16 protein-coding genes are annotated in these 22,873 nt (G+C 47.7%); 4 read left to right on the plus strand and 12 right to left on the minus strand.

Translation table 11 applies throughout. The features are described from left to right. Nucleotides 1–174: 174 nt before the first annotated feature. The 9 genes from ACMVP2_RS06220 to ACMVP2_RS06260 form a co-directional block, all read right to left on the minus strand. A complete protein-coding gene (locus tag ACMVP2_RS06220) occupies nt 175–1,470 on the minus strand; it encodes a nucleotide sugar dehydrogenase (RefSeq protein ID WP_416867076.1) in 1,296 nt (431 codons plus the stop codon). 351 nt (nt 1,471–1,821) lie between these two features. Continuing rightward, nucleotides 1,822–2,361 (minus strand): ArsR family transcriptional regulator, encoded by a 540-nt coding sequence (locus ACMVP2_RS06225; protein WP_339792698.1) that lies wholly within the window; start codon nt 2,359–2,361, stop codon nt 1,822–1,824. Between the two features lie 202 nt (nt 2,362–2,563). Continuing rightward, entirely contained in the window at nt 2,564–3,070 is a 507-nt protein-coding gene (locus tag ACMVP2_RS06230; RefSeq protein ID WP_339792697.1) for a UpxY family transcription antiterminator, read from the minus strand. Between the two features lie 392 nt (nt 3,071–3,462). Continuing rightward, the gene (locus ACMVP2_RS06235; RefSeq protein WP_339792695.1) at nt 3,463–5,820 is read right to left on the minus strand and encodes an exopolysaccharide transport family protein; all 2,358 of its coding nucleotides are present in this window, start codon (nt 5,818–5,820) and stop codon (nt 3,463–3,465) included. 6 nt (nt 5,821–5,826) lie between these two features. Then, nucleotides 5,827–6,549 (minus strand): polysaccharide biosynthesis/export family protein, encoded by a 723-nt coding sequence (locus ACMVP2_RS06240; RefSeq protein ID WP_416867077.1) that lies wholly within the window; start codon nt 6,547–6,549, stop codon nt 5,827–5,829. A 1,309-nt stretch (nt 6,550–7,858) separates the two neighbouring features. Continuing rightward, nucleotides 7,859–8,788 (minus strand): aspartate carbamoyltransferase catalytic subunit, encoded by a 930-nt coding sequence (locus ACMVP2_RS06245; RefSeq protein WP_416867078.1) that lies wholly within the window; start codon nt 8,786–8,788, stop codon nt 7,859–7,861. Beyond that, complete coding sequence (gene pyrR / locus ACMVP2_RS06250) at nt 8,785–9,336, minus strand: bifunctional pyr operon transcriptional regulator/uracil phosphoribosyltransferase PyrR (protein WP_339792690.1); 552 nt, start codon at nt 9,334–9,336, stop codon at nt 8,785–8,787. Before pyrR ends, ACMVP2_RS06245 begins: the two co-directional genes overlap by 4 nt. 243 nt (nt 9,337–9,579) lie before the next feature. Continuing rightward, the gene (locus ACMVP2_RS06255; RefSeq protein WP_416867079.1) at nt 9,580–11,172 is read right to left on the minus strand and encodes a hypothetical protein; all 1,593 of its coding nucleotides are present in this window, start codon (nt 11,170–11,172) and stop codon (nt 9,580–9,582) included. 40 nt (nt 11,173–11,212) lie between these two features. Further along, nucleotides 11,213–11,629: an EVE domain-containing protein gene (locus tag ACMVP2_RS06260; protein WP_317489705.1), complete on the minus strand. Its 417-nt coding sequence runs from the start codon at nt 11,627–11,629 to the stop codon at nt 11,213–11,215. Between the two features lie 207 nt (nt 11,630–11,836). Here ACMVP2_RS06260 and ACMVP2_RS06265 point away from each other — a divergent pair, with 207 nt between their 5' ends. From ACMVP2_RS06265 to ACMVP2_RS06275, 3 genes are all read left to right on the plus strand, one after another. Further along, the gene (locus tag ACMVP2_RS06265) at nt 11,837–13,558 is read left to right on the plus strand and encodes a helix-hairpin-helix domain-containing protein (protein ID WP_416867080.1); all 1,722 of its coding nucleotides are present in this window, start codon (nt 11,837–11,839) and stop codon (nt 13,556–13,558) included. Nucleotides 13,559–13,639: 81 nt separating this feature from the next. Then, on the plus strand, nt 13,640–14,647 hold the full coding sequence (locus ACMVP2_RS06270; protein WP_416867081.1) for a glycosyltransferase family 9 protein: 1,008 nt from the start codon (nt 13,640–13,642) through the stop codon (nt 14,645–14,647). A 14-nt stretch (nt 14,648–14,661) separates the two neighbouring features. Then, nucleotides 14,662–15,165, plus strand: coding sequence for a SixA phosphatase family protein (locus tag ACMVP2_RS06275; RefSeq protein WP_416867082.1), 504 nt, complete (start codon nt 14,662–14,664; stop codon nt 15,163–15,165). Nucleotides 15,166–15,701: 536 nt separating this feature from the next. On the opposite strand, the gene hslU is transcribed toward ACMVP2_RS06275, so the two are convergent. From hslU to lon, 3 genes are read right to left on the minus strand one after another with little or no spacing between them, the layout of a single operon-like run. After that, nucleotides 15,702–17,108 (minus strand): ATP-dependent protease ATPase subunit HslU, encoded by a 1,407-nt coding sequence (hslU, locus tag ACMVP2_RS06280; protein ID WP_317489700.1) that lies wholly within the window; start codon nt 17,106–17,108, stop codon nt 15,702–15,704. Next, nucleotides 17,105–18,148: a type IX secretion system protein PorQ gene (porQ, locus tag ACMVP2_RS06285; RefSeq protein WP_416867083.1), complete on the minus strand. Its 1,044-nt coding sequence runs from the start codon at nt 18,146–18,148 to the stop codon at nt 17,105–17,107. The genes hslU and porQ overlap by 4 nt, the downstream gene beginning before the upstream one ends. Then, nucleotides 18,145–20,649, minus strand: coding sequence for an endopeptidase La (gene lon, locus ACMVP2_RS06290; RefSeq protein ID WP_339792682.1), 2,505 nt, complete (start codon nt 20,647–20,649; stop codon nt 18,145–18,147). The genes porQ and lon overlap by 4 nt, the downstream gene beginning before the upstream one ends. 89 nt (nt 20,650–20,738) lie before the next feature. Between lon and ACMVP2_RS06295 the strand changes: the two genes are divergently transcribed. Next, a complete protein-coding gene (locus tag ACMVP2_RS06295; protein WP_416867084.1) occupies nt 20,739–22,862 on the plus strand; it encodes an OmpA family protein in 2,124 nt (707 codons plus the stop codon). Nucleotides 22,863–22,873 lie beyond the last annotated feature (11 nt).

The following is a 22,873-nucleotide window of genomic DNA, read 5'->3' on the forward strand; positions in this document are numbered from 1 at the left end:
GGTTCGGACAATTCAGATAGTTCAGACGGTTCGGACAATTCAGATAGTTCAGACTGTTCGGTCAATTCAGATAGTTCAGACCGTTCGGATGGTCAACCTACGCTGACGCTTCGGTCGACAGGTCGGATTGTCTGAGCGTCTGAGTGTCAGAATATCCGACCGTCCTCTTCTTGTTCACAATCTACCATCAACAATTGCTTTCGGTAAAATTCCTTTTACATCGTACACCACCCCATTGTCGGAGACCAGGGAGCGGATGTCCAGCTGTGTAAATTCTTTGTGAGCTACAGCCAATATAACTGCATCAAATTTTCCTTCTGGAAGCTTGTTCCAGATGTCTATGCCATACTCCGCTTTTACCTCCGCAATGTTGGCTTGCGGGTCGAAGATGATGGGCTCGGTGTGAAAAGACTTTAGTTCGTCGATAATATCGATGACCCGGGTGTTGCGTACATCGGGGCAGTTCTCCTTGAATGTAAAGCCCAATACCAAACAACGGGCATTGAGTACAGACCTTCCTTTGCGTACCATGAGCTTCACCACTTCCTCAGCCACATAGCCGCCCATGCTATCATTGAGCCGGCGTCCCGCCAGAATGATCTCCGGATGATAGCCTACTTCCTGTGCTTTTTGTGCCAGGTAGTAAGGGTCTACGCCAATACAATGGCCCCCCACCAGCCCCGGTTTGAAGGGAAGGAAATTCCATTTGGTACCTGCTGCCTGCAATACCTCATGTGTGTCGATCCCCAGCTTGTTAAAAATCTTGGACAGCTCATTCACAAAAGCGATATTAATGTCTCGCTGAGAGTTTTCGATCACCTTGGCTGCCTCCGCTACTTTCATCGAAGATGCCTTATAAGTGCCGGCGGTAATAACCTTGCCGTACAATCCATCAATGAATTCAGCTGCCTCCGGCGTGCTTCCAGAGGTTACCTTAAGAATTTTCGCCACTGTATGCTCCTTGTCTCCGGGATTTATCCGCTCAGGGCTGTAGCCTGCGAAAAAGTCTTTATTGAATGACAGTCCAGATGCCTTTTCCAGCACAGGCACACACTCGTCTTCGGTGACACCAGGATATACAGTGGACTCATATACTACCACCGCACCAGGTTTCATCACACTTCCCACCGTTTCGCTGGCTTTGATGAGCGGTGTAAGCACTGGCCTGTTGTGCCTGTCAGTGGGAGTAGGTACCGTGATAATGAACACATTGCAACTAGTCAGGTCTTCCTTGGAAGCGCTGACTAAAAGGCCTTTGCCTGCAGAAAGCTCCTTCGACACAACCTTTTGAAGATCAGTATCGCTTACCTCCAGCGTATGGTCGTGGCCCTGATTAAGTTCTTTTACCCGAGCCAGGTTGATATCAAAACCAACGGTAGGAAATTGTTTGGCAAATTCGACGGCTAACGGAAGGCCTACATAGCCCAGGCCGATGAGGCCTACTTTAGGGTTGGAGGGGAAGTTGGTCATTGGATTAACGATGGCGGATATTGGAATACATATTTAAGATTGTGGCTCTGTATTTTGAAGGTGTGTGAAGACACAGCACCTTTACGGCATTGCTTTTAGGGCGTGTGAAGACACACCGCCCAAACAGTAGTATGTCAAAAGTGTGTGAAGACAAGCTGCTCTAACAGTATTACGTCTAAGGTGTGTGAAGACATAGCACCTTAACGGCTTTCTTTTTGTAACACCTATTTTGATCGACAGGCGACTCGTGTAACCAGTGCCTGACGGTTCATTGGCCGTGCCGACACGTACCCCTCCTTTCAGTGTCCTCTGCGAGAGACACCAAAAGGAGGGGTTACTCAATGCCGGCACCTAGTCATCAGCGGACCAAAGGAGTAGCAAAGGCTTGCGGTCAAGTTCGGATTTTACGTTATCCATTTCTAATAAGCTGAATATGCTATAGCTGATCTTTCTGTGAATAAGCTCTTCTGCTTTGGTCACCAAAAGGGATAAGTACTGCGTGTCGATAGCATCACCTACGATCACCATGTCAATATTGGACGTATTTTTTCCTTCTGCCAGCTCGTTGATCAGGTAGACACTGTGGAGGTTACCTAGTTTATCCACCACCTTCTCCACAAGGACATCGAGCCCCAGGTAGTTGCGCACCAGCTTATTGATCTCGCCGAAAAGCGGGTGCTGATCGTTGGCACTGTATACCTTCTTATTGCCTTCCAGTTCTGCTCTCAACAAGTTGGCCCCCTCAAGCCTGTTGAGTTCCAGTCGAATGGAGTTAGTGCTCTCGCCAAACTCTGACTCCAGCGACCGCAAATACGATCTGCTACCCGGGCTCAGGAAAAACCTGACCAGGAGTTTGATGCGTGTTTTGGAAGTGATGAGTGTATCTAGCAAGGGGGATATTTGGATGTTCGGACGGGTCGGATGTTCAGATATTCGGACGGGTCGGACGAGTCAGATGGTTCGGACTGTCTGAGTGTCGGATAGTCTGAGTGTCCATTCTCCGGCACAGCTTCGCCTCCTCAGTCACATGGCGGCGACTTCAAAAAATTAAACTATACAGGCCCGGAGGTTTATTGACGGGCACAAAAATATCCTAACGCAGCTTTTGTAAATGCACGGCGGGTATTTCAGCCCGGATCACCTGACCCAGAGACTCTATATGTAATATGATCTTGTTACCTTGCCTCGCAATGCATTCGCCTTCCATTCCCTTAAAAGCACCCCAATCCACTTTCACTTTTGCCCCGTCTTCAAAGGTGAAATTCAGTTCTGATACCTCGTGATTGCTCACTTCCTGCGTGAAAATTCCAATCGCCTCGATTTCGTTCTGTTTGACTATAGCGGGCTTGCCCAACCAATACACAAAATTAATCACACCGGGCGTCTGAAGGATGAGCACCCTTTCCTCTTCAGTGGCCTGAATAAAAACATAGGATCTGAACAAGGGTTCTTGTACTTTCTTTTTCCGATCGCTCCACTGCTTGAGGGTGGTGACGGTGGGGCAATAGCTTCGGAAGCCATGCTTCTTAAGTGATTCCGCCACTTTCTTCTCAGCCCTCGAACGGGTATATAATACGTACCAATGACTGGTTGCCGGCATAATGAGTAGAAATACTACTCAAAGGTAGGAAGCTGGATGGACATGTCATATTTTTTTTAGCACAATTCGAAGGGGAATAGCAATTTGAGGTTGCTTGTTTGGAATCGGAGAGGTTAGAGGAGTGGGGAGAGGTTAGAGTAGTGGCCATGGCTGCACCGACATCTGCATGCAGGCTCCAAGCCGGGCACCCCTCAGCCGGGCACCCCTCAGCCGGGCACCCCCGATGGAATCCCGACTGAGTGGCATAACATGAGTGGTATAACAATGGAATGGCGTCGAAATGACCCTATTAAAATAGCGGGGTTGCGATCGCTATACGCTTCTAAGAAAGTCATTTTCCACTTCGGTGTCTGGCGGCTCTTTCTGCTATGGTGTAGGTCTTGCCAACACGATTAATCTATGTAATATCCGCTACCTGAAGCTTTTTTGCCTCCATAATAATTACCGTAGCCATATCCATATCCATAAATTGAATGCCATTTTGGTTTCTTAAAATCAACACCGTTCAGAACAATTCCAATATTATTGATTAGACCTTTGTTATGGATGTCATTAATATAATCAATGGCGTGGCGGGGAGTGACATCCTGTCTTATGATAAATAATGCCACATCGGCATGTCGACTTATCTCGATAGGATCCGACACGAGACCTACTGGCGGGGTATCTATCACAATATAGTCATAGTGCTCCCTGAACCATCTCATTGCATCATCGAACTCGTGTCCCATCAGCAGTTCATTCGGGTTGGGGGGAATTGGTCCTGCCGCAATCAAATCCAAGCCCTTTATACCCGTTGATTGAATTACGTCTTTATATTTTTTGTCACCGATGAGGAGCTGGCTCATCCCCTGGTCATTTGAAATTCCAAAAGAGTCAAAAATTTTCGGCTTACGAAGATCTAAGCCTAATAATAGAACTTTTTGTCCCATTTTGGCAAGCATTATGGCAGTGTTCATAGTTAGAAAGGATTTACCCTCTCCTGACAGAAACGAAGTAACCATCACCACCTTATGATCCTTTCGCTCTAAAAATTTCATCGAAGCTCGCATTTTCCTAAAGCTTTCGGCCACCTGTGATCGGGGATACTTTTCCATCACCAACTCCGTTTCATACCTGCTCAGAGCAATTGAGGCCAGAACTGGCAATTTTGTACTCTTCGTGATTTCATGAACAGACTGAATGCTAATCGAAAAGAAATCCTTGATAACGATCAATATGATTGGTAAAAGCAAACCTAAACTAAATCCAATTGCATAATTCCTTAAGGGAGTTGGAAACGTCTGTCCTCTCAACATTGGCGGATCTACGACTTTGGCATTTGGTACATTAGAAGCCTTCGCTATGCCTGCCTCCGCTTTTTTTTCCTGGAGGTAAATAAACAAATTCTCACTCAACGAGAACCTTCGTTGAATGTTCACAAGTGTTCTTTCGGTAAGTGGTAATTTATTGACCAACCTCTCTGATTCTTTAATCCTCGAAGTAAGATCAGCAACAAGAATTTCGCTACTTCCTTTTAGGTTCTGTACGTTCTCAATTATCGATAAAATTACTTTTCGGGTCTGATTCTTTAAAGACAACACTTGAGGGTTGGCATCGGTTGCTCCCATTTCAACCTGAAGTAATTGTGAACTCAATTCAGCCAGGTTTTGTGTCAACGCTTCCAATAGCGGCGAATCTATCCCCGCAGTAGATGGGCTAATAATACCGTGGGGCTGCGTTTCTTGCTTAAGGTAAGCTACTATATAGTTATAATACTCAATCCGAAATCTCTCTTCAGCCCTTTTATTTTCAAGCTCTTCAAGTTTTTGTAATGCGGCAAGTCCTTCCTGGCTAATGTCAACTACTCGATTGTCTGTTCTAAATGTTTGTAACCGGCGCTCTATCAATAGTAAAGAATCTTCTATACTTGCCAACTGTCCGTCTATAAATTCGACGGTTCGAGTTGCCGTCTCATTTTTTTCCTCCAGCTCACGTTGAATGTATATATTTATTAAACTATTGATAAATTGAACCCCTTTTGACGGCAACTCCGTTTGCATGCTAATTGCCAAAATGCTTGCCTCTTTGTTAACATCAGAGATTCGAATCCTACCTCGGTAAGACCTTGCCAACCCCCAACTATTAAAAAGTACAAATTGGTAAGAATCAACCCCAGCTAAATCTATTTGCCTCTCTTCCACCCTGAAAGAGAGTCCATTGAATTCGATTACCGCAGGAAACTGATATCTTTGACGAGCGAGTCCAAGTTCTTCAGAAAACAACACAAAGCCTCCATCTTTTTGCATCTCAACACTGAAAACCAAATTTCGCTCAGGTCTTGCTTCACCTATAAAACTTACTTTAAACGGCATTTTTTCAGGTTCAATTTCTCTTTGTTTTATCCTGCCAATACCGTAATACGCTATATCGAAATTGAGCGATTCGATTGCTCGTTTGAGAAGTGAATAAGAACCTAATAACTCAATTTCATTTTGCTTTGTGGAATTCCCCTGAAAAAATTGAAGCTCCTGTAAAAGTTCTGGGTTAATAGACTTTTTATCTTCCTTTATCAAGATTGTTCCTGCGACCTCAAACCTGGGAGTTGAATACCTGTGAAAAAGAAATACTACCCCAACGCAAATTATTACAGACAGAAAAATTAATTGCCAATAATCCAGGATTTTGTACACCCAATCTTTCACGTCTAAATTTTCCTCTTCAACATAAGCCGGAACTGCGGGCATCTTATTAACTCCCTGTGCGTCCATGAATGATTATTTGGTAAAAAAGTTAAGGATCAAAAAAACGGCGGTAATAGTGGCAGCCACAGCACTGATGGTTTGGAAAGTAGTAATGCCTGTTCCGAGCTCTCGTACCTTTAGGGGCGCCACATACAATTGGTCGCCAGGCTGGATATAATAAAACTCAGAGTTAATCAGGTCACGATTCGTCAAGTCTATTTTGTGGATGCGCTGCCCTTCAGGGTACTGGCGGATAAGCAACGCTTCTTTTCTGTTGGCCTCTATCTGCAGGTCACCAGCTGAGGCAATGGCTTCATAAATGGTCAGCCTGTTTTGAAGCACACCGTACCTCCCCGGTGCCCTGAACTCACCCAGCGCAGTGAACCTTATGCCACCAAGCTTCACCGATATGTAAGGATCTTTGATGTATACCTGAGCCGATTCTTCCACCACTCTTCTTACCTCTGCCAGGGTTTTCCCAGCGACTGAAATTCTTCCGATCACAGGTACCTCAATCATCCCATTGGCATCAACATTAAAGCCCGTGAGGTAGAAAATGTCAGAAGCGTTGCTTATGAGCTGACCAGCGGCTTGCGTAGCCATGCCACCTATGTTGAACATATCATCAGTTGTTCCATCCAGGCTTTTGATTTTTATGTCCAGGTTATCACCTGGCTGCACGACATAGGTTTTATAGGGAAAGCTCAGCAAGCTGTCGTTAGGAACCGCAGGAGACTCCTCATTGGATTCCTGCATGTACACTACCTTCTTATTGGAGATGCATGCGCTAAGGGCTGCGCCGAGTAAAAAAAATAGAATTGTATTAAAAACCAGCCCAGACCAGGACCTCCTGACACCAAATGTTAGCATTATACCGGAATGAATTACATGTTTTTACCGTCTGCAACCAAAAATGAGCTGTCGTTGATCCTTTTGCACCAGTGGCGTATAATAAAGGAAGGCCCGTTTCACTCCCAGGTTCGAAGCTGCAAACTTACAATTAAAATCAAAATTTACCCACTTGACGGCGTCATTAGGGGAGTCTACACAAATGCTCACAAAGGTATAGTTGGCAATATGCATCAAATTTCGGCTTAGACGCAACAATGAAAGACAAAAAAGTACAAGTTGGTTTGAGAAAAATGCAAAAAAGAGCAACGGATTTGAGTGACCGGAGAGGCTTGAAGACGGCCCTCCTGCGCCAGAGGCTTCGGCGGGTGAGTAAGACGGGAGGTAGTCAGACATTCGGATGTTCAGACGCTCGGATGTTCGGATATTCAGAGTGGAGCCGGGAGATCGAAGTCGGGAGACGGAAGTGAGCAGTGAGCAATGAGCAATGAACAGTTGAAGAACGAAGGTTGGGGGTGAAGGTTGGGAGACGGCCTCCTACGCCAGAGGCTTCGGCGGGTGAAGAAGACGGGAGGCCGGATCTGATATTCAGACGGGAAACGACAGTTAGCGGTTAGCCTCCGGAAAGCTGAGAACAGGAAACGAGACCAGTGCATAGGGCTTTACCAAATGCACAGATATTCCACTCCGTTCGGGCCCTTTCAGGGCTTGCCATTGTGTGAGTCCTGAAAGGGTGATATAACAAAAAGATGGCGGTGAAGCCCTATCCGTAAGGAAAAGTTGGAAACTGGCTAAAGGCTTAAAGTCTTTTGGTTGTGAAGAGTAAGCGATCAACAGTCAGCCCTCCTTTCAGGGCCCTCTGCGAGAGAGCCCCATCCGGACAAGGTGCGTGAAGACACGGCACCTTAACAATCATTTCGGTGGCCACGAAGGCCCAAAGGTTGTGATGCCACATCTGTCCAGCATGTAATTATTGCCCGGGGACATCAATTCGAAACTCCGTTTAGGCACGGTAAACCCGGTGTCTGACGGCTCTTGCGGGGTTGGCTAGGGCCGTGCCGACACCTAATTCGGTAGGGCATGGGTGGATGGATAAGATATCTCCACTGCGTTGCGATATGGCCGACCATTTGTGTAAAGTGGATGATCCGGCTTTGAACCAAAAGGCTAAATTCAGGGTATCTGGGAGTATTTGATGGCGTGGCTTGGGTTGTGCCTACACCTCCTTCACGCCGGCCAGCAGGTAGAGCACTGCCATGCGGATGGCAACACCATTTTCCACCTGACCCAGTATAATAGAATGGTCGGAGTCGGCTACGTCGCTGTTGAGTTCTACTCCCCTGTTGATGGGCCCGGGGTGCATGATCACAATCTCTTTGTTCAGAGTGTCGAGCAGCTGCTTGTTGATACCAAAATATATCGAGTACTCCCGCAACGATGGGAAGTATTTGATTTGCTGCCTTTCTAATTGAATGCGTAGCACGTTGGCGACATCGCACCATTCCAGGGCCTTTTTGACATCATACTCTACCTTCACGCCCAGCTCGCCGATGAATTTGGGTATCAGCGTGATGGGGCCACACACCATCACCTCAGCACCAAGCTTTTTAAGACAGAAGATATTGGAAAGCGCTACTCTTGAATGCAGGATGTCGCCCATGATGGCCACTCTTTTTCCAGCCACATCACCCAGTTTTTCCCGGATCGAGAATGCATCGAGCAATGCCTGCGTAGGGTGCTCGTGGGTGCCGTCGCCGGCATTGATGATGTTGGCCTTTACGTGCTTTGATAAGAAGTGGGGAGCCCCGGGGCTGGCGTGGCGCATCACCACCATGTCCACTTTCATGGCCAGGATATTGTTGACGGTGTCGAGCAGGGTTTCCCCTTTTTTGACGGAGCTGGATGAGGAGGAGAAATTAACAACGTCGGCAGAAAGTCTTTTTTCCGCCAACTCAAAAGAAAGCCTTGTACGGGTGGAGTTTTCGAAGAAGACGTTGGCGACGGTAATGTCACGCAAAGAGGGAACCTTCTTGATGGGCCGGTTAAGCACGTCTTTGAAGTTGTCGGCCGTTTGGAAAATGAGCTGAATATCCTCTTCCGTGATATCTTTGATGCCCAACAAATGGCGGGTACTCAGCTTGCTCATGCCTCGTCCTCCTTTTCCATGATCCAGATATTGTCTTCAGGCATGCCCTGTTCTTTTAGTTCTACTAATATTCGCTGGCTTCTCACTGTATTCACCCTTCTGCCGACATAAGTAGCTTCCACCGGAATGTCCCGGCTGTACATGCGGTCGATCAACGTCAGCAGCTCCACTTTCTCCGGCCTTCCAAAGCTTACCATGGCATCGAGGGCTGCCCGCACCGATCTGCCAGTGAACAGCACATCGTCGATCAGGATGACTTTTTTGCCTTCAATGACAAAACTGACTTTGGTTTCATGAGGAGCGATAGGTGCATCTCTGCGCCGGAAGTCGTCCCTGTGGAAGGTAGTATCCAAATAGCCAAGAAGGATTTTTTTATTCAGAAGGCTCTCAAGGCTGGTCCGGATTCTTTCGGCCAAAAAGATGCCCCTGGGCTGCAAGCCCATTAAAACGGAGTTGGCAAAGTCGCCATGATTTTCAATAAGTTGCTGACAAAGCCTGTTGATGGTGAACTGTAAAAGACGTCCGTCGAAGAGCAACCGTTTTTGCATGGGGCGAAGTTATGAAAAAATGATTTGATTACGGATGGCGGATTTGGGATTTATGGAGAAAGTCGGAAGAAGGGAGACCGGAGACGGAAGGTGGCAAGGTGCGTGAAGACACTGCACCTTAACAATCATTTGTAAGTCAGACCGTCGGATGTTCGGATGGTTCGGACTTTTGGATGTTCAGAGTGTCGGACTGTCCGATTGTCTGACCGTCCGACTGTCCGACTGTCGGAGTGTCTGAGTATCCTACCTATAAACCACCTTATTGATAAAAAACACGTTGCGGTTGAGGTTCACCCGGTTGTCCTTCAGGTTTTTGATGTCCTGAATGCCGTAGGTATAAAAGGTTTTTCCGTACCACACCGACAAGCCTCCCACCTCGTTGTCGCTCACCCTGACTTCATCATCTTCAAATGTAAGCTCGATGTCATTGAACGTTTTGCCTTCGATGATCTCATCCGATTTTATGATCTTGGATCGGATCACATTCTCAAACATGTAAAGCAAAGCCACCTCATCGCCGGATGTACTCACATGCACAAACTGCTGCAGATCGTAGCTGGTAACGTCGTTGATTTCAAAGGAATTGTCCCAAAGCAGCGTGCCCGACTTATCGAACGTCATCACAACGGCATGCGTGTACTTGTATCCCAGGAAATTGGGGTTGAAATAGGTATTGCTCCGGCCATAGGTGTAGCCGCCAAACCGGTCGTAGCCGCTGTAATTAGAATACCTGGGGTAGTAGGCCTCACCATACAAAGTGTATTTGTCGCCGTCCTGGATAATATCGTGCACCAGCAACCGATAGTTGAACTTTACCCGCTTGCCCTGCACCTTCCTTCGGCTGATCTTCTCTTTAATTCTCTGCTCACGCTTGGCTCGCATGTACGAAAAGAAATTTTCCAGGTCGGCATAGTTGTAATAGTCTATCTTTTGCTGCCCGTCGTTGCCCACGGTGGCGATATAAAGCCCCCTGGAGTAGGTCGATCGTTTGTGTCCGTAAGTGCCGGCAATAAACTGCCTATCCATTTCGAGGTGGGCGGGTGCTCCATTGATTAGGCTCTTCGATTCATCAGGCTGCAGCAAAATGTTCCTGATCATGTCCCCACTTTCTGAAAATGACCTCACCGAAATGGTGGTGCGCTTGTCTGTCGTCTTTTCACTCATCGTCACCGTGAAAGTCCTGAGGCGGTCGTCGGTTTCCAGTCGCAGTATCTCGGCATAGTCGGCATAAAACCCAGGAACCACCTGCGGTCGTTGGTCAAAAAGGTTGTATCGGATGATCACTGGCCGGTAGTTGGTGTAGCCACCCATCAAAATGGTGCTTCCCACTACTTCAAATTGTGTCAGGTTAACAGGGAACACCGTGTTGATGTTGAACTTGGTAGTGTCGCCTTTTTCCAGGTCCATCCTCATCACCAGCAGTTCCTCCTGCTTGTATTGCTTTTCCCGAATGAGGTAATACATAAAGCCCGGCGAATAATCGTAGCCAATGATGCGGGACGCAAAAGGAAGATACAGCTCCCTTCTCCATGTCATGTCAAGGGCGGTGTCGAGTTTAAAGAACTCCCACAGGTAGCCATCCTTATTTTTGTGCTCGGTTTGGTGATAAATGGACAATCCCTCCTCCTCGCAGCTATAAACGACGTAGTCCTCGTAATTCGAGTTTTTTATCTCAAACTCCACTCTTTTGGGTTGCTCAATAAGCTCACTGGCCTTCTGGTCTTTTTTCCGGTCCTGGCCCAGTACGCCCGTGCCCGTAAGACAGCAAAAAGCCAGCAACACCGTTAATTGTTTGAGTCGCATATTGACAATGGTCACGTCATCAAAACACTTCATAAAAGCTTGTCCCCAAAAAAAGATTTATACCCGCCCAACGCTATTCTTCGGATTTTTGAATAATTATATCAAACTCTTCCTTCTTGACAGGCTGCACAGACAGTCTCGAAAGCTTAATAAGTGCCATTTCGGACAGCCGCTCATCCTGCTTGATCTCTCCGAGACTCACCGGCCTTTTGAGTTTTTGCACCGGCACAAAATCCACTACCACCCAGGTGTCTTTTTCTTCTGGCTTGGCTGTCGGATCCGGGTAATACTCTTTCGCTACCCTGGCCAGCCCCACACACGACTTTTCTTTGACACTGTGATAAAAAAGAGCCAGGTCCCCTACCTTCATGTCTTTCATGAAGTTGCGGGCAGCGTAGTTTCTCACGCCATCCCACATGTCGCCACCCATGCTCACGAATTTGTCCCAGGAAAAAGTTTCTGGTTCAGATTTTATCAGCCAATAGTTCATTTCTTCGTTCCTTTTTGGTTTCACTAGTCAAATGTAACAGACAAAAGTCTCTTCGGTAAATAAGGCGTTTGGTATTGCGTAACAAATTCCCTCTGCACGATGTTTTCGTACGCACGTAGTTTCTTGTTTTTGTTTAGAGTAATCTAAGGAATTTTGCCTTAGGAAAATTACTTTTACAATGCCAGTTAACCAAAAACACCTCTTATTTTGGACAACAAAGAAATAATCTCACAATTCCGGCTCATGGCTTCTCTTATGGAGCTTCATGAAGAAAACCAGTTTAAAATTCGTGGCTACACCGGTGCGGTTTTCAACCTTGAAAAGGTGGACAAGCCCATCGCTACCATGACTGCAGAGGAAATCGGAGCCCTGGAAGGAATCGGGAAATCGATGGCCGCCAACATCCATCAGTTGCTCGAAAAGGGCACCTTTGATGCGCTGGAGGAGCTCAGGGCATCAACGCCTGCCGGGGTGGTAGAAATGCTTTCCATCAAAGGCATTGGCCCCAAGAAAATCAAGTTGATCTGGAAAGAGCTGGAAATTGAAAGTTTGGATGCTTTGCAAAAAGCCTGCGAGGAAGGCCGGGTGGCTGGCGTGAAGGGCTTTGGCGAGAAGACCCAGCAAACCATTCTTGATGGCTTAAAATACAGAAAGGCCAACGTAGGTAAGCTTCATTTTTCAGAAGCAGAGATGGCCGCCAACCAGCTGATTGAAGCCCTCAAAAAAGAGTTGGGAGAGAAAGTGCCCACAAGTTTTGTTGGCCCGCTGAGGCGTTTGCTGGAGGTGATCGACACGCTGGAATTGCTTGTTGGGTCGCTAAATAGTGAGTCGATCATAAAGGCGATTGAGAAAAGTGGTTTGGGAGAAGTCAGCCTTCAGCAATCGGGACCCTATTCCATCAGGGGGCATATCAACGAACCTTATATCACTTTCCATATCAGGCTATGCGACGAAAAGCAATTCACAGAGAAGCTTTTGTTGTACACAGCCGCACCGCTGCACCTTAACCAAACACTTGCCGAAGGTGCTGTACTGCGTGATAAGCTCACCGAAAGGGCTTTTGCTACTGAAGAGGAAGCGTATAAGCACGCTGGCCTGGCCTATATAGCGCCGGAATTGCGGGAAGGGTCTTTCGAAATAGCGTTAGCGCAGGAAAATAAGCTGCCCAAGTTGGTAGAAATGAGCGACCTCAAAGGAATTCTTCATAATCACTCTACTTACAGCGACGGGAAGAATACCTTAAAAGAAATGGCAACCTACTGCAAAGACCTTGGCTATGAGTACCTGGGTATCAGCGACCACAGTCGCTCTGCGTTTTATGCCAGCGGCCTCGAAGCCAACAGAGTAAAAGATCAGCAGGTGGAGATTGATGCGCTCAATAAAGAGATGGCGCCATTCCGCATCTTCAAAGGCATAGAATCTGACATTCTACCCGACGGCTCCCTTGACTATGAAACCGAGGTGCTGGCATCATTCGACTTTATCGTTGCCTCGGTGCACTCGGTGCTCAACATGGATTTGCAGAAAGCCACCACTCGCTTGCTAAAAGCCATCAAAAACCCTTTTACCACTATGCTTGGCCACCCCACCGGCCGACTGTTGCTGGAACGAAAGGGCTACCCCATCGACCACAAAACAGTGATTGATGCCTGCGCTGAAGAGGGTGTGATCATCGAAATCAATGCCCACCCCTGGCGGCTCGACCTCGACTGGCGCTGGGTACACTATGCCATCGAGAAAGGCGTGATGCTTAGCATAAACCCCGACGCCCATGAAACCGAAGGCTACCATGATATGCGCTACGGGCTTTTGGTGGGCAGAAAAGGCGGCCTCACTAAAGAAATGACCTTCAATGCGCTGTCGACAGCGGAGGTGGCTGCCCATTTTGAGAAAAGAAAGAAGCGAGCGGCTGATATGGTGAAGGCATAATGCTTCACAAACACACAAAGAACTAGTGAATGTCCTCCATATGTTGAAAGTATCTCAGGTCGTTTTCGCCAAATCAGCTAAATGAAAGTACTGATCCTACGGTTTTCGTCTATTGGAGACATTGTACTCACCAGTCCGGTGCCAAGGGTGTTAAAAACCCAACTCGACGATGTGGAAGTGCACTATGCCACCATGGCCCGGTTCAGATTTCTTCTGGAAGAGAACCCATATATTGATAAAATCCACGTTCTGGAGAAGGGAGACAAGCAGCTGATTGAAACACTTAAGACAGAAAACTTCGACTACGTCATTGACCTCCACCACAACCTAAGGACGCTGAGGATCAAGTGGGCGCTGAAGGCAAAGGCCTTTGCTGTGGACAAGCTCAACTGGCAAAAGTACCTGATGGTCAATTTCAAAGTAAATAAATTGCCCAACCGCCATATTGTTGACCGCTACCTCGACACCCTACAGCCATTGGGTGGCAAACCTGACCAGCTGGGCCTCGACTATTTTATTCCGGACAAAGACGAGGTGGATATCACCTGGCTGCCAGAAAGCCACCGCAACGGATTTATTACCTACGCTATCGGTGGCCAGCATGGCACCAAAAAGCTACCGGTAAAGCGCATGATTGAGCTTTGCGACCGGATCAACAAGCCTGTCATCCTGCTGGGAGGAAAGGAAGATGCTGAGGCTGGCGAGGAAATAGCACGGTTCTTCGAACGAACAAAAAACTCAAGTGGCTATGAGGAGTCGTTGAAAGAGCTGGGTAAAAAAACAGAAATCTTCAATGGCTGTGGTAAATTCAACTTTAACCAGTCAGCTTCATTGGTCAAGCAATCCAGCGTTGTTTTCTCGCACGACACCGGTCTTATGCACGTGGCGGCTGCCTTCGGGAAAACAGTCTTCAGCATTTGGGGCAACACCATCCCTTCTTTTGGCATGTACCCCTACAGAACAAAATTTATCGTGTTTGAAAACAATAAGATCAAGTGCAGGCCCTGCTCAAAGATAGGTTTCGATAAATGTCCAAAGGGCCATTTTAAGTGTATGAACGACCTCGTTTTTGATTTCTATATTCCTTAGTTTGACTCCGGTTTATGAAGACAATCTATCTGGTACGGCACGCAAAATCGAGCTGGGACTTCCCTGAGCTGGACGACTTCCAAAGGCCACTAAGTAGCCGGGGCAAATCAGATGCTCCGAGGATGGGCAAGTTCCTTAATGATCAACAAATTCACCCTGACCTTGTAGTCAGCAGCCCGGCGGAGCGAGCCATCAAGACTGCTAAAAAGGTGGCTGCGGAGCTTGGCATTGATAAAAGAGAAATTATTACCGACAAATCTGTTTACCATGCCTGGCCAGACAGGTTGCTGAAGGTGGTGGTTGAACTGGACGACCAGCACACGTCGGTGATGCTTTTTGGCCACAACCCTGGCCTGACGGAGTTTGCCAACCAACTGGCAGGGGCATCCATCGAGAATATTCCAACCACCGGAGCCGTCGGCATTTCTTTCGAAGTCAACTACTGGCGGGACATTGGCTACGAGGCGGGCAAGCTGCTTTTCTTTCACTACCCGAAAGGATTGCCAGAGGGGTATTGATAGTTACTTTCTTTCGACTCCGACTTGGAGGGGTTGCAGATGACGTTTTCTTTCGGGAAGTAAAGAGGGCGCTCTTGTGTTGGGGGAGAGAGCGACCTCTTTACCAGGGCTATCGTTGGCAATTTCCTGGTGTCTTTCCTTATTTAAGTGTCATATTCCTCTTGCTCGTCATCTCGCAATTCCGGTCGTCGGGGGACACGGATCAAGCAGAAAATTTGGGGATTACCCTTTAAACCCAATGCCCCAAGTGGTCATAAAAAAGCAAAGGTCCAAGCGGGACGCATTGAACCAGTTTTACTTTTTTATTTAACCACAAACGAAACATTCAATCGCCAGAAATACAGATTGATCCGGGGACACAACCTGGGAGGGATATTGACATTCCAGAAGCCCTCAAGCCAAAAAGGGCATTTTCAAAAGCATGACTATCCGTACATGTCAATTTGATGACGTTTTCTTGCGTGGAGTAAAGAGGGCGCTGTTGCGCTGGCGGAGAGAGCGACCTCTTTACCCGGGCTGCGGAAGAAGATTGTTTACTAAAGGATATACCTACTCAAATCCTTGTTCTTCACCAGTCCTGAGAGCTTCTCATTCACCATCTCTTTGGTAATGACCAGCTTGGAATTGGGGCCGATTTTGTCTGGAATATCAAACAAGAACTCATTCAACAGTCGGCTCATCACTGTGTGCAGTCTCCTTGCGCCTATGTTCTCCACTTCGGAGTTGATGGTAAAGGCTGTGTCGGCCAGCTCCTCCAGTGCCTCATCGCTGAAGGTAAGCTCCACGTCTTCCGACTTCAGCAGCGCTTCATATTGCTTGGTGAGGGCGTTTTTTGGTTCTCTCAAGATGCGGAGAAAGTCGCCCTTGGTGAGGTTTTCCAGCTCTACCCTGATGGGGAAACGCCCCTGAAGCTCAGGAATAAGGTCTGAGGGCTTTGACACGTGAAAAGCTCCTGCAGCCATGAAAAGGATGTGCTCAGTGTTAATGACGCCATACTTTGTATTCACAGCACTTCCCTCCACAATCGGCAGGAGGTCTCGCTGCACGCCTTCCCGGCTCACATCCGCACCGCCGCCCTTGCCCGCACTGCTGGCGATCTTGTCAATCTCATCAATGAAGATAATACCGGAGTTCTGCGCCTTTTCGATGGCTTCTTCCTTCACCTCGTCCATGTCGATCAGCTTGTGCACCTCTTCCTCCAACAGTAGCTTCTTGGCTTCTGCTATTGTCACTTTCCTCTTCTTATTCTTTTTCGGCAGCATATTGCCCAGCATCTCCTGCAGGTTCATCATGCTCACCTCATCCATCATGCCACCGCCAATCATGCCCACATTCCCCTGACCAGGCGCCTTAACATTGATTTCTATTTTGCGGTCGTCGAGCTCACCGTTTCTGATCTTTTCACGGAATCTCTCACGTGTTCTCTCGTTGAGCTCTTCATCATTCTCTGGTGTAATGTCAATTGCATTGTCTGCGCCCGGAGCGCCCGCCGGCTGCCTCGATGGCGCCGACTTCATCGGAGGTATCAAAGCATCGAGAATAATGCCTTCAACAGCAAGCTCAGCTTTCCCTTTCACCTCTTCTTTTTTGCTCTGCTTCACCATGTTAACGGCCTGCTCTACCAGGTCACGCACCATGCTTTCCACGTCACGGCCTACATAACCAACTTCGGTAAACTTGGATGCCTCCACCTTAGTAAAAGGCGCATCGGCAAGCTTGGCCAGGCGGCGGGCAATTTCTGTTTTGCCAACGCCCGTAGCACCAATCATCAGGATATTGTTGGGCACAATCTCTCCTTTGATGTCTTCATGGCTGTGCATGCGGCGCCATCTGTTTCTGAGCGCAATGGCCACATTTCTCTTGGCGTCGTCCTGACCAATGATGTATTTATCGAGTTCGGCAACAATTTGCCTCGGGGTCAAATATTTGTTCTGATCTATCATGATGCTGATTTTCGTTTATGAAATAACCGGTTCACATTGTGGCTGACAGTAAAATGGGTATTGCCACCCACCACGTGGTAGTGCGACCGGGCTATTGTTAATTCAAATGATTTAATTTTTATCCAAACGCCAACTGAAAAGCCTGCACTTCCACCGGCCTGCTCCAGTCTTAGCTCTCGTCTTATTCTGTGGTTGTATCCAGCCAATACATGGAAATTAGGCCCAAACAAAAATTCGGTGCCAATGTTCACTCTGCTGAATATTTTGGTAAACGTGCCCGGCACAGCTTCGTTGAAGTTTACCCTGCTGTCGGGCTCAAAATACACCAGGTTTTGATTTGGGAGATTGGTGCCAGTGAATGAGAAAATCACCGGCATTTGCTCAGGTTTGAAGCTCATTCCCAGCTGAACGTCGAAGGGAAGCCTGGTTTTCTCCTCTGCATACCTTCCAAGTCCGAAGCCAGCATTTTTCATCACCAACCCAACACTTAACTGTTTGCGGGGGTGCTGAAATACGCCACCAATATCTGCCATGAGTGCTGAAGAGCGGAAGCCAGCAATGCTCGATACAGCCAGTTGCGGAGCCACCCCCATCAGAAACGGGCCCATTCTGTGGCTCAGCGATACCCTCACGGCATATTCGCTGGCATTGAAAGTGCCCAGGTAGTTGCCAGCCTCGTCGTAGCTATCGAAGTTTCCATGGCTGAGGTGAGTGAGGCCAACTGCCGCTTTCCCAACCGCCTTGGTATCAAAAGCATAGGCCACCTGACTATATTTGCTGCCGCCGTAAAAGTTGACGTAGGAAATAGAAATATCACCGGCTGCTACGGAGTCGAGCAGTCCCGGGTTATAAAAAACCCAGTTCAGGTCGCCCCTATTTTGGGATACATTGTAGCCCCCAAGCGCAGCTACTCTCGCATTAACAGGCGTATTGAGAAATTGAAAGGAGTCTTGACCACCAATTTGCGCATACCCCACATCTGTTATTACTAGCAAAAGCAACAAAATGATACCCAGGGTATTTAGGTGGCTCCCTCTCATAAATCCTCAACGGTGGCCATTTCTTTGGCCAATCCTTTAATAGGCCAAAGATGTGTAGCCCCTTCCACCTTCGATTTGAGTAGCGCCAGCTTCAACACTTCGTCTACATTGTCGACGTAGTTAATCTTAAGGTTCTCAATATAATTAGGTTCAATTTCTTCAATGTCTTTGCGGTTGCGGCTGCTCAGGATGATCTCTTCTATCCCGGCACGCTTGGCTGCAAGTATTTTCTCCTTGATGCCTCCCACGGGAAGCACCTTTCCTCTGAGGGTGATTTCTCCTGTCATGGCCAGCTTGTCTTTCACCCTGCGCTGCGTATAAATTGACGCCAGCGATGTGAGCATGGTAATCCCCGCCGACGGCCCGTCCTTTGGCACTGCACCAGCTGGCACGTGTACATGCAGGTCGTAATGGTCAAAAACCTGGTGGTCGATGTCGAGCTTATGAGCGTTCGACTTCAGGTATGATAGCGCAGCCACGGCTGACTCCTTCATCACGTCGCCTAGTTGGCCAGACAGTGTCAATTTGCCTTTGCCCCTACTCAGCGACGATTCGATAAACAAAATCTCCCCTCCTACCTGTGTCCAGGCCAGCCCTGTGACTACACCCGGGTGGGTGTTATCCGAATAGACCTCTTTATCAAAGATTTCGGCGCCCAAAATTTTGCGCACTTCCTTTCCTTTGATGGTCTTGGTGTAGGCCTCCTCCATGGCAATGGACTTGGCAGCATTTCTGATTACCGTGGCAATTCTCCGTTCAAGCGTTCGTACACCAGATTCTCTGGTATAGTCATCTATAATTTTTCCAATAGCCTCGTCGGTGAATTTAATCTGAGATGCCTTTACCCCATGCTCTTTCCGCTGCTTGGGTATCAGGTGTTGCTTGGCTATTTCTATCTTCTCTTCCAGGGTGTAGCCAGTAATCTCTATGATCTCCATCCTGTCTCTCAAAGCAGGCTGGATGGTCTCAAGTGTGTTGGCCGTAGCGATAAACAGCACTTTCGACAGATCGTAGCCCACCTCCAGGTAGTTGTCAGTGAAGCTATTGTTTTGCTCAGGGTCAAGCACCTCCAAAAGTGCGGACGATGGATCTCCTCTGAAGTTAGAGCTTACTTTGTCGATTTCGTCGAGGATAAAAACGGGGTTTGACGACTTGGCTTTCGATATGTTACCAACGATCTTTCCCGGCATGGCACCGATATATGTTTTTCTGTGGCCTCTCACTTCCGCCTCGTCATGCACACCACCCAGCGACATCCTGACATAATGTCTGTCGAGCGAACGGGCAATCGATCTTCCCAGGGATGTTTTCCCGACACCCGGAGGGCCATAAAGACAAAGAATGGGGCTTTTCATGTCGCCCTTGAGCTTTAACACGGCCAGGTATTCAAGGATTCTCTCCTTGACCTTTTTCATGCCATAGTGATCTTCGTCGAGAATCTTCCGGGCTCTTTTCAGGTCAAAATTGTCCTGCGTATACTCATTCCAGGGCAGGTGAACCATAAAATCGACATAGTTCATCGCCACCGGAAACTCAGCGGCGGCAGGGTTCATCCGGGAAATTTTGTCAAGCTCTTTGAAGAAGTGCTGCTTCACCTCCTCGTCCCATTTTTTCTCTGCACCCAGCTTTCTCAGCTCCTGGATATCTTTTTCCGGGCCGTCGTACCCCAATTCATTCTGAAGTACTTTGATTTGCTGCCGGAGGTAGTAGTCCCGCTGCTGCTGATCGATGTCAGAATGCACCTTATTTTGAATCTCCTGCTTGATTTCAAGCATTTGAATGTCTTTCAACATGTACTCCAGCAGCAACTCAGCCCTCTTTACGCCATCGTGGGTTTCCAGCAGCTTTTGCTTATCGGCCACATCGGCATTGACATTGGATGAAAGAAAATGAGTAAGGAAGCTGCTATTATCTATGTTGCCAAGGGCTGCATGGGCTTCTTTGGGTATCTCCGGATTCAGCTTCATTACCTTGTAAGCGGCATCCTTTAGTGACTGAATAAGCGCCTTGGTTTCTTTACTTGACTTGGCGGGAAACTTCTCGGTGAGGAGCTTTACTCTGGCGCTGATAAACGGGTCTTCCTGGATGATGCTTTCTACCTCAAACCGGCTCTTCCCCTGAATAATGATCGTTGTGTTGCCGTCTGGCATCACGAGCATTTTCAATATGCGGGCAATGGTGCCCACAGTATAGAGATCATCAGATTTCGGCTCCTCAGCCTTTCTGTTCTTCTGAGCCAGCACGCCAATAATTTTGCTGCCTTTATAGGCTTTTTTCACGAGCCGGATTGACTTCTGTCGGCTCACCGTGATGGGGATCACTACCCCCGGATACAACACGGTGTTCTTTATCGGCAGAATGGGCACCTCATCAGGCACATCCTCCGGCTTCAAATCCTCCTCCAGGTCAGCTGATACTAGCTGTATAATATCTCCTGATTCGTCTTCTTGTATTTCCGACAAAAAAGCTACTGCTAGTTCTTTCTCTTTATTGTTATTCATAATTATCTAACGCTGTCGATATGCCAATCTGACATTAAATGACCCAGATAGGTGTAAAATTCACTCGGCCCATATAAATTGCAAGAGATATGCCAAAAAATAGTAGGCAGCCTCTGGCGACCCTTTCTATTTCTCATCAACCCATGTACTTGACAAAACCATCCAATAGATTCAATACTTTCTACGACTATTTCCAGCCTTCTGCGAAATGGTGGCTTACTGCGCTGTTGGCCATTTCTCTGCTGGGTTCTGTCGTTTTCCCGGCACTTGCCCAAAGGAACAAGAGGAAGAAAGCCGCCCCTTCAAACGTTGAAACCAGCCTTGATTCACTTGCTGCGCCTTCTGAGATAAATGTTTTTGAGTTTCCGAACATTAACAAGGTGGCTGATTATGTAGACAAAAGCAAGCTGGAACGCATCCAGAAGCTTGAAGCCAATAAAGAGTGGGAGGCGTTGTATCCGGCACTGAAATCTTATGTCAGAAACTTTGGTGTACAGAATTTCTACAAAGACACCTACCTGATTTGGCGACTGGCCAAATTGACAGAACTATTTGACGGGCTGGAGGAAGCGAAGCCGCTATACAAGATGGTGTTGCGCCACCACCACAAAGACATTAACCTGCGGGAAATTGAGCTTTATTATGACTCGCTCAACAAGCAGGAGGTCGACTTATATGTTCCGCTCGACTATTACTACGAGTTGGTAGAACACAGAAAGGCCATTGATACGCTCCGGCCTCCACGAGGAGTTTTGCTCAATATGGGCGGCAACGTCAACAGCCGCAATGCTGACTACGGCCCCACTTTGAACATCAATGGAGACATCCTGCTTTTTACCTCTCAAAGAAATGAAATCAGAAGGAGCCTGAATACGCAAAACAATGAGGATCTCTTTATTGCCAGAAAGGAAGGGCAGTATTGGCAGGAGGCAGTTGCCCTTCGGGAAATCAATACAAAATACAATGAGGGGTCGGCAACCCTGAGTCGTGATGGCAAAACCCTTTATTTTGCCAGATGTGATGCCCCGGAATGTATCGGCAGTTGCGATATTTTCGTTGCAAAGCTTCAAGCTGACAGCACCTGGGGCAATATTCAAAACCTTGGAGCCAAAGTGAATAGCCTAAGCTGGGACAGTCACCCCGCCCTGTCGCACACCGAGGACACGCTCTTTTTTGCCTCAGACAGGATAGGTGGCTTCGGACTGTCTGATATCTATTTTTCCTACAAGCTTAAAGGTGGTGGCTGGGCTCCTGCCCAAAACCTGGGGCCTATTGTAAACACCCGAAGCAATGAGGTCAGCCCCTTTTTCCATCCCCGGTACAATATTCTCTACTTCAGCTCCAATGGTCAGCTCTACAACTTCGGTGAGTTCGACATTTATAAATCTTACAAAATGGGGCACATCTGGGGCGAGCCTGTCAATATAGGGCCGCTGGTGAATGGAAGAGGAAGCGAGTTCTATTTTACTATCGACGCCGAGTCAAAAGATTTGTTCTACGCACGGTCGGCCAACAGAGATTTAAACATGCAGGATCTCTACTCCTTTCCCCTGCCCATGGAAGCACAGCCTGGCTCAATAACGAAGGTGAAGGGTTCATTGACCGACAGTTTGACAGGAAAACCTTTCAACGGGATTGTTTCTATCATCGACCTCGACGATGGGATTGAAGTGGCGCCCAGGTTTCTGAAACCCGACGGCAGCTTTGAGTTCGATCTTATCAATAACAACAACTACCTGCTGGTGATTCAGGGCGACGACTTTTTCAGGATAGAAGAGATGTTTTACCTCAACGGGCCAATGGAGCTGAACAGAACCACTGACCCGATTGCCAGCAAGGTCAAATTCGAGTCCATTGAGTTCGAAAATGGCAAATCCGATCTCCGAACGGAAATGTATGGCGACCTTAATAAAATTGTGAACTTTCTGTACGACAATCCAGACTTCAAGCTGAGGATCTCCGGACATACTGATTCGGATGGCTCACCAGCATTTAATCTTGCCCTGTCTAAGTCGAGGGCTCAGAACATCAGAGACTACATGGTCATATTTGGGGGCGTCGACGAGCGAAGAGTGGAGTTTGAAGGCTACGGAAGCAGCCAACCGATTGTGGAGGAAAAAACAGAGCAGGACAAGACCCTGAACAGAAGGGTGGAATTCGAAATATTCAGGCCCGGTGTAAAAAAAGAAGGTGATCAGGGGTCTGGAAACTGAGCCGCCTAATC

Origin of the sequence: Imperialibacter sp., from assembly GCF_048007035.1 — a bacterium.
In the GTDB taxonomy this organism is placed as follows: Bacteria; Bacteroidota; Bacteroidia; order Cytophagales; family Cyclobacteriaceae; genus Imperialibacter.

What these genes read in the sequence shown, in the direction of transcription:
- ACMVP2_RS06220 (WP_416867076.1), bottom strand. Translation starts at nt 1,470, where the DNA reads ATGACCAACTTCCCCTCCAACCCTAAAGTAGGCCTCATCGGCCTGGGC.
- ACMVP2_RS06230 (WP_339792697.1), bottom strand. Translation starts at nt 3,070, where the DNA reads ATGCCGGCAACCAGTCATTGGTACGTATTATATACCCGTTCGAGGGCT.
- ACMVP2_RS06235 (WP_339792695.1), bottom strand. Translation starts at nt 5,820, where the DNA reads ATGGACGCACAGGGAGTTAATAAGATGCCCGCAGTTCCGGCTTATGTT.
- ACMVP2_RS06240 (WP_416867077.1), bottom strand. Translation starts at nt 6,549, where the DNA reads ATGCAGGAATCCAATGAGGAGTCTCCTGCGGTTCCTAACGACAGCTTG.
- ACMVP2_RS06245 (WP_416867078.1), bottom strand. Translation starts at nt 8,788, where the DNA reads ATGAGCAAGCTGAGTACCCGCCATTTGTTGGGCATCAAAGATATCACG.
- pyrR (WP_339792690.1), bottom strand. Translation starts at nt 9,336, where the DNA reads ATGCAAAAACGGTTGCTCTTCGACGGACGTCTTTTACAGTTCACCATC.
- ACMVP2_RS06255 (WP_416867079.1), bottom strand. Translation starts at nt 11,172, where the DNA reads ATGAAGTGTTTTGATGACGTGACCATTGTCAATATGCGACTCAAACAA.
- ACMVP2_RS06260 (WP_317489705.1), bottom strand. Translation starts at nt 11,629, where the DNA reads ATGAACTATTGGCTGATAAAATCTGAACCAGAAACTTTTTCCTGGGAC.
- ACMVP2_RS06270 (WP_416867081.1), top strand. Translation starts at nt 13,640, where the DNA reads ATGAAAGTACTGATCCTACGGTTTTCGTCTATTGGAGACATTGTACTC.
- ACMVP2_RS06275 (WP_416867082.1), top strand. Translation starts at nt 14,662, where the DNA reads ATGAAGACAATCTATCTGGTACGGCACGCAAAATCGAGCTGGGACTTC.
- hslU (WP_317489700.1), bottom strand. Translation starts at nt 17,108, where the DNA reads ATGATAGATCAGAACAAATATTTGACCCCGAGGCAAATTGTTGCCGAA.
- porQ (WP_416867083.1), bottom strand. Translation starts at nt 18,148, where the DNA reads ATGAGAGGGAGCCACCTAAATACCCTGGGTATCATTTTGTTGCTTTTG.
- lon (WP_339792682.1), bottom strand. Translation starts at nt 20,649, where the DNA reads ATGAATAACAATAAAGAGAAAGAACTAGCAGTAGCTTTTTTGTCGGAA.
- ACMVP2_RS06295 (WP_416867084.1), top strand. Translation starts at nt 20,739, where the DNA reads ATGCCAAAAAATAGTAGGCAGCCTCTGGCGACCCTTTCTATTTCTCAT.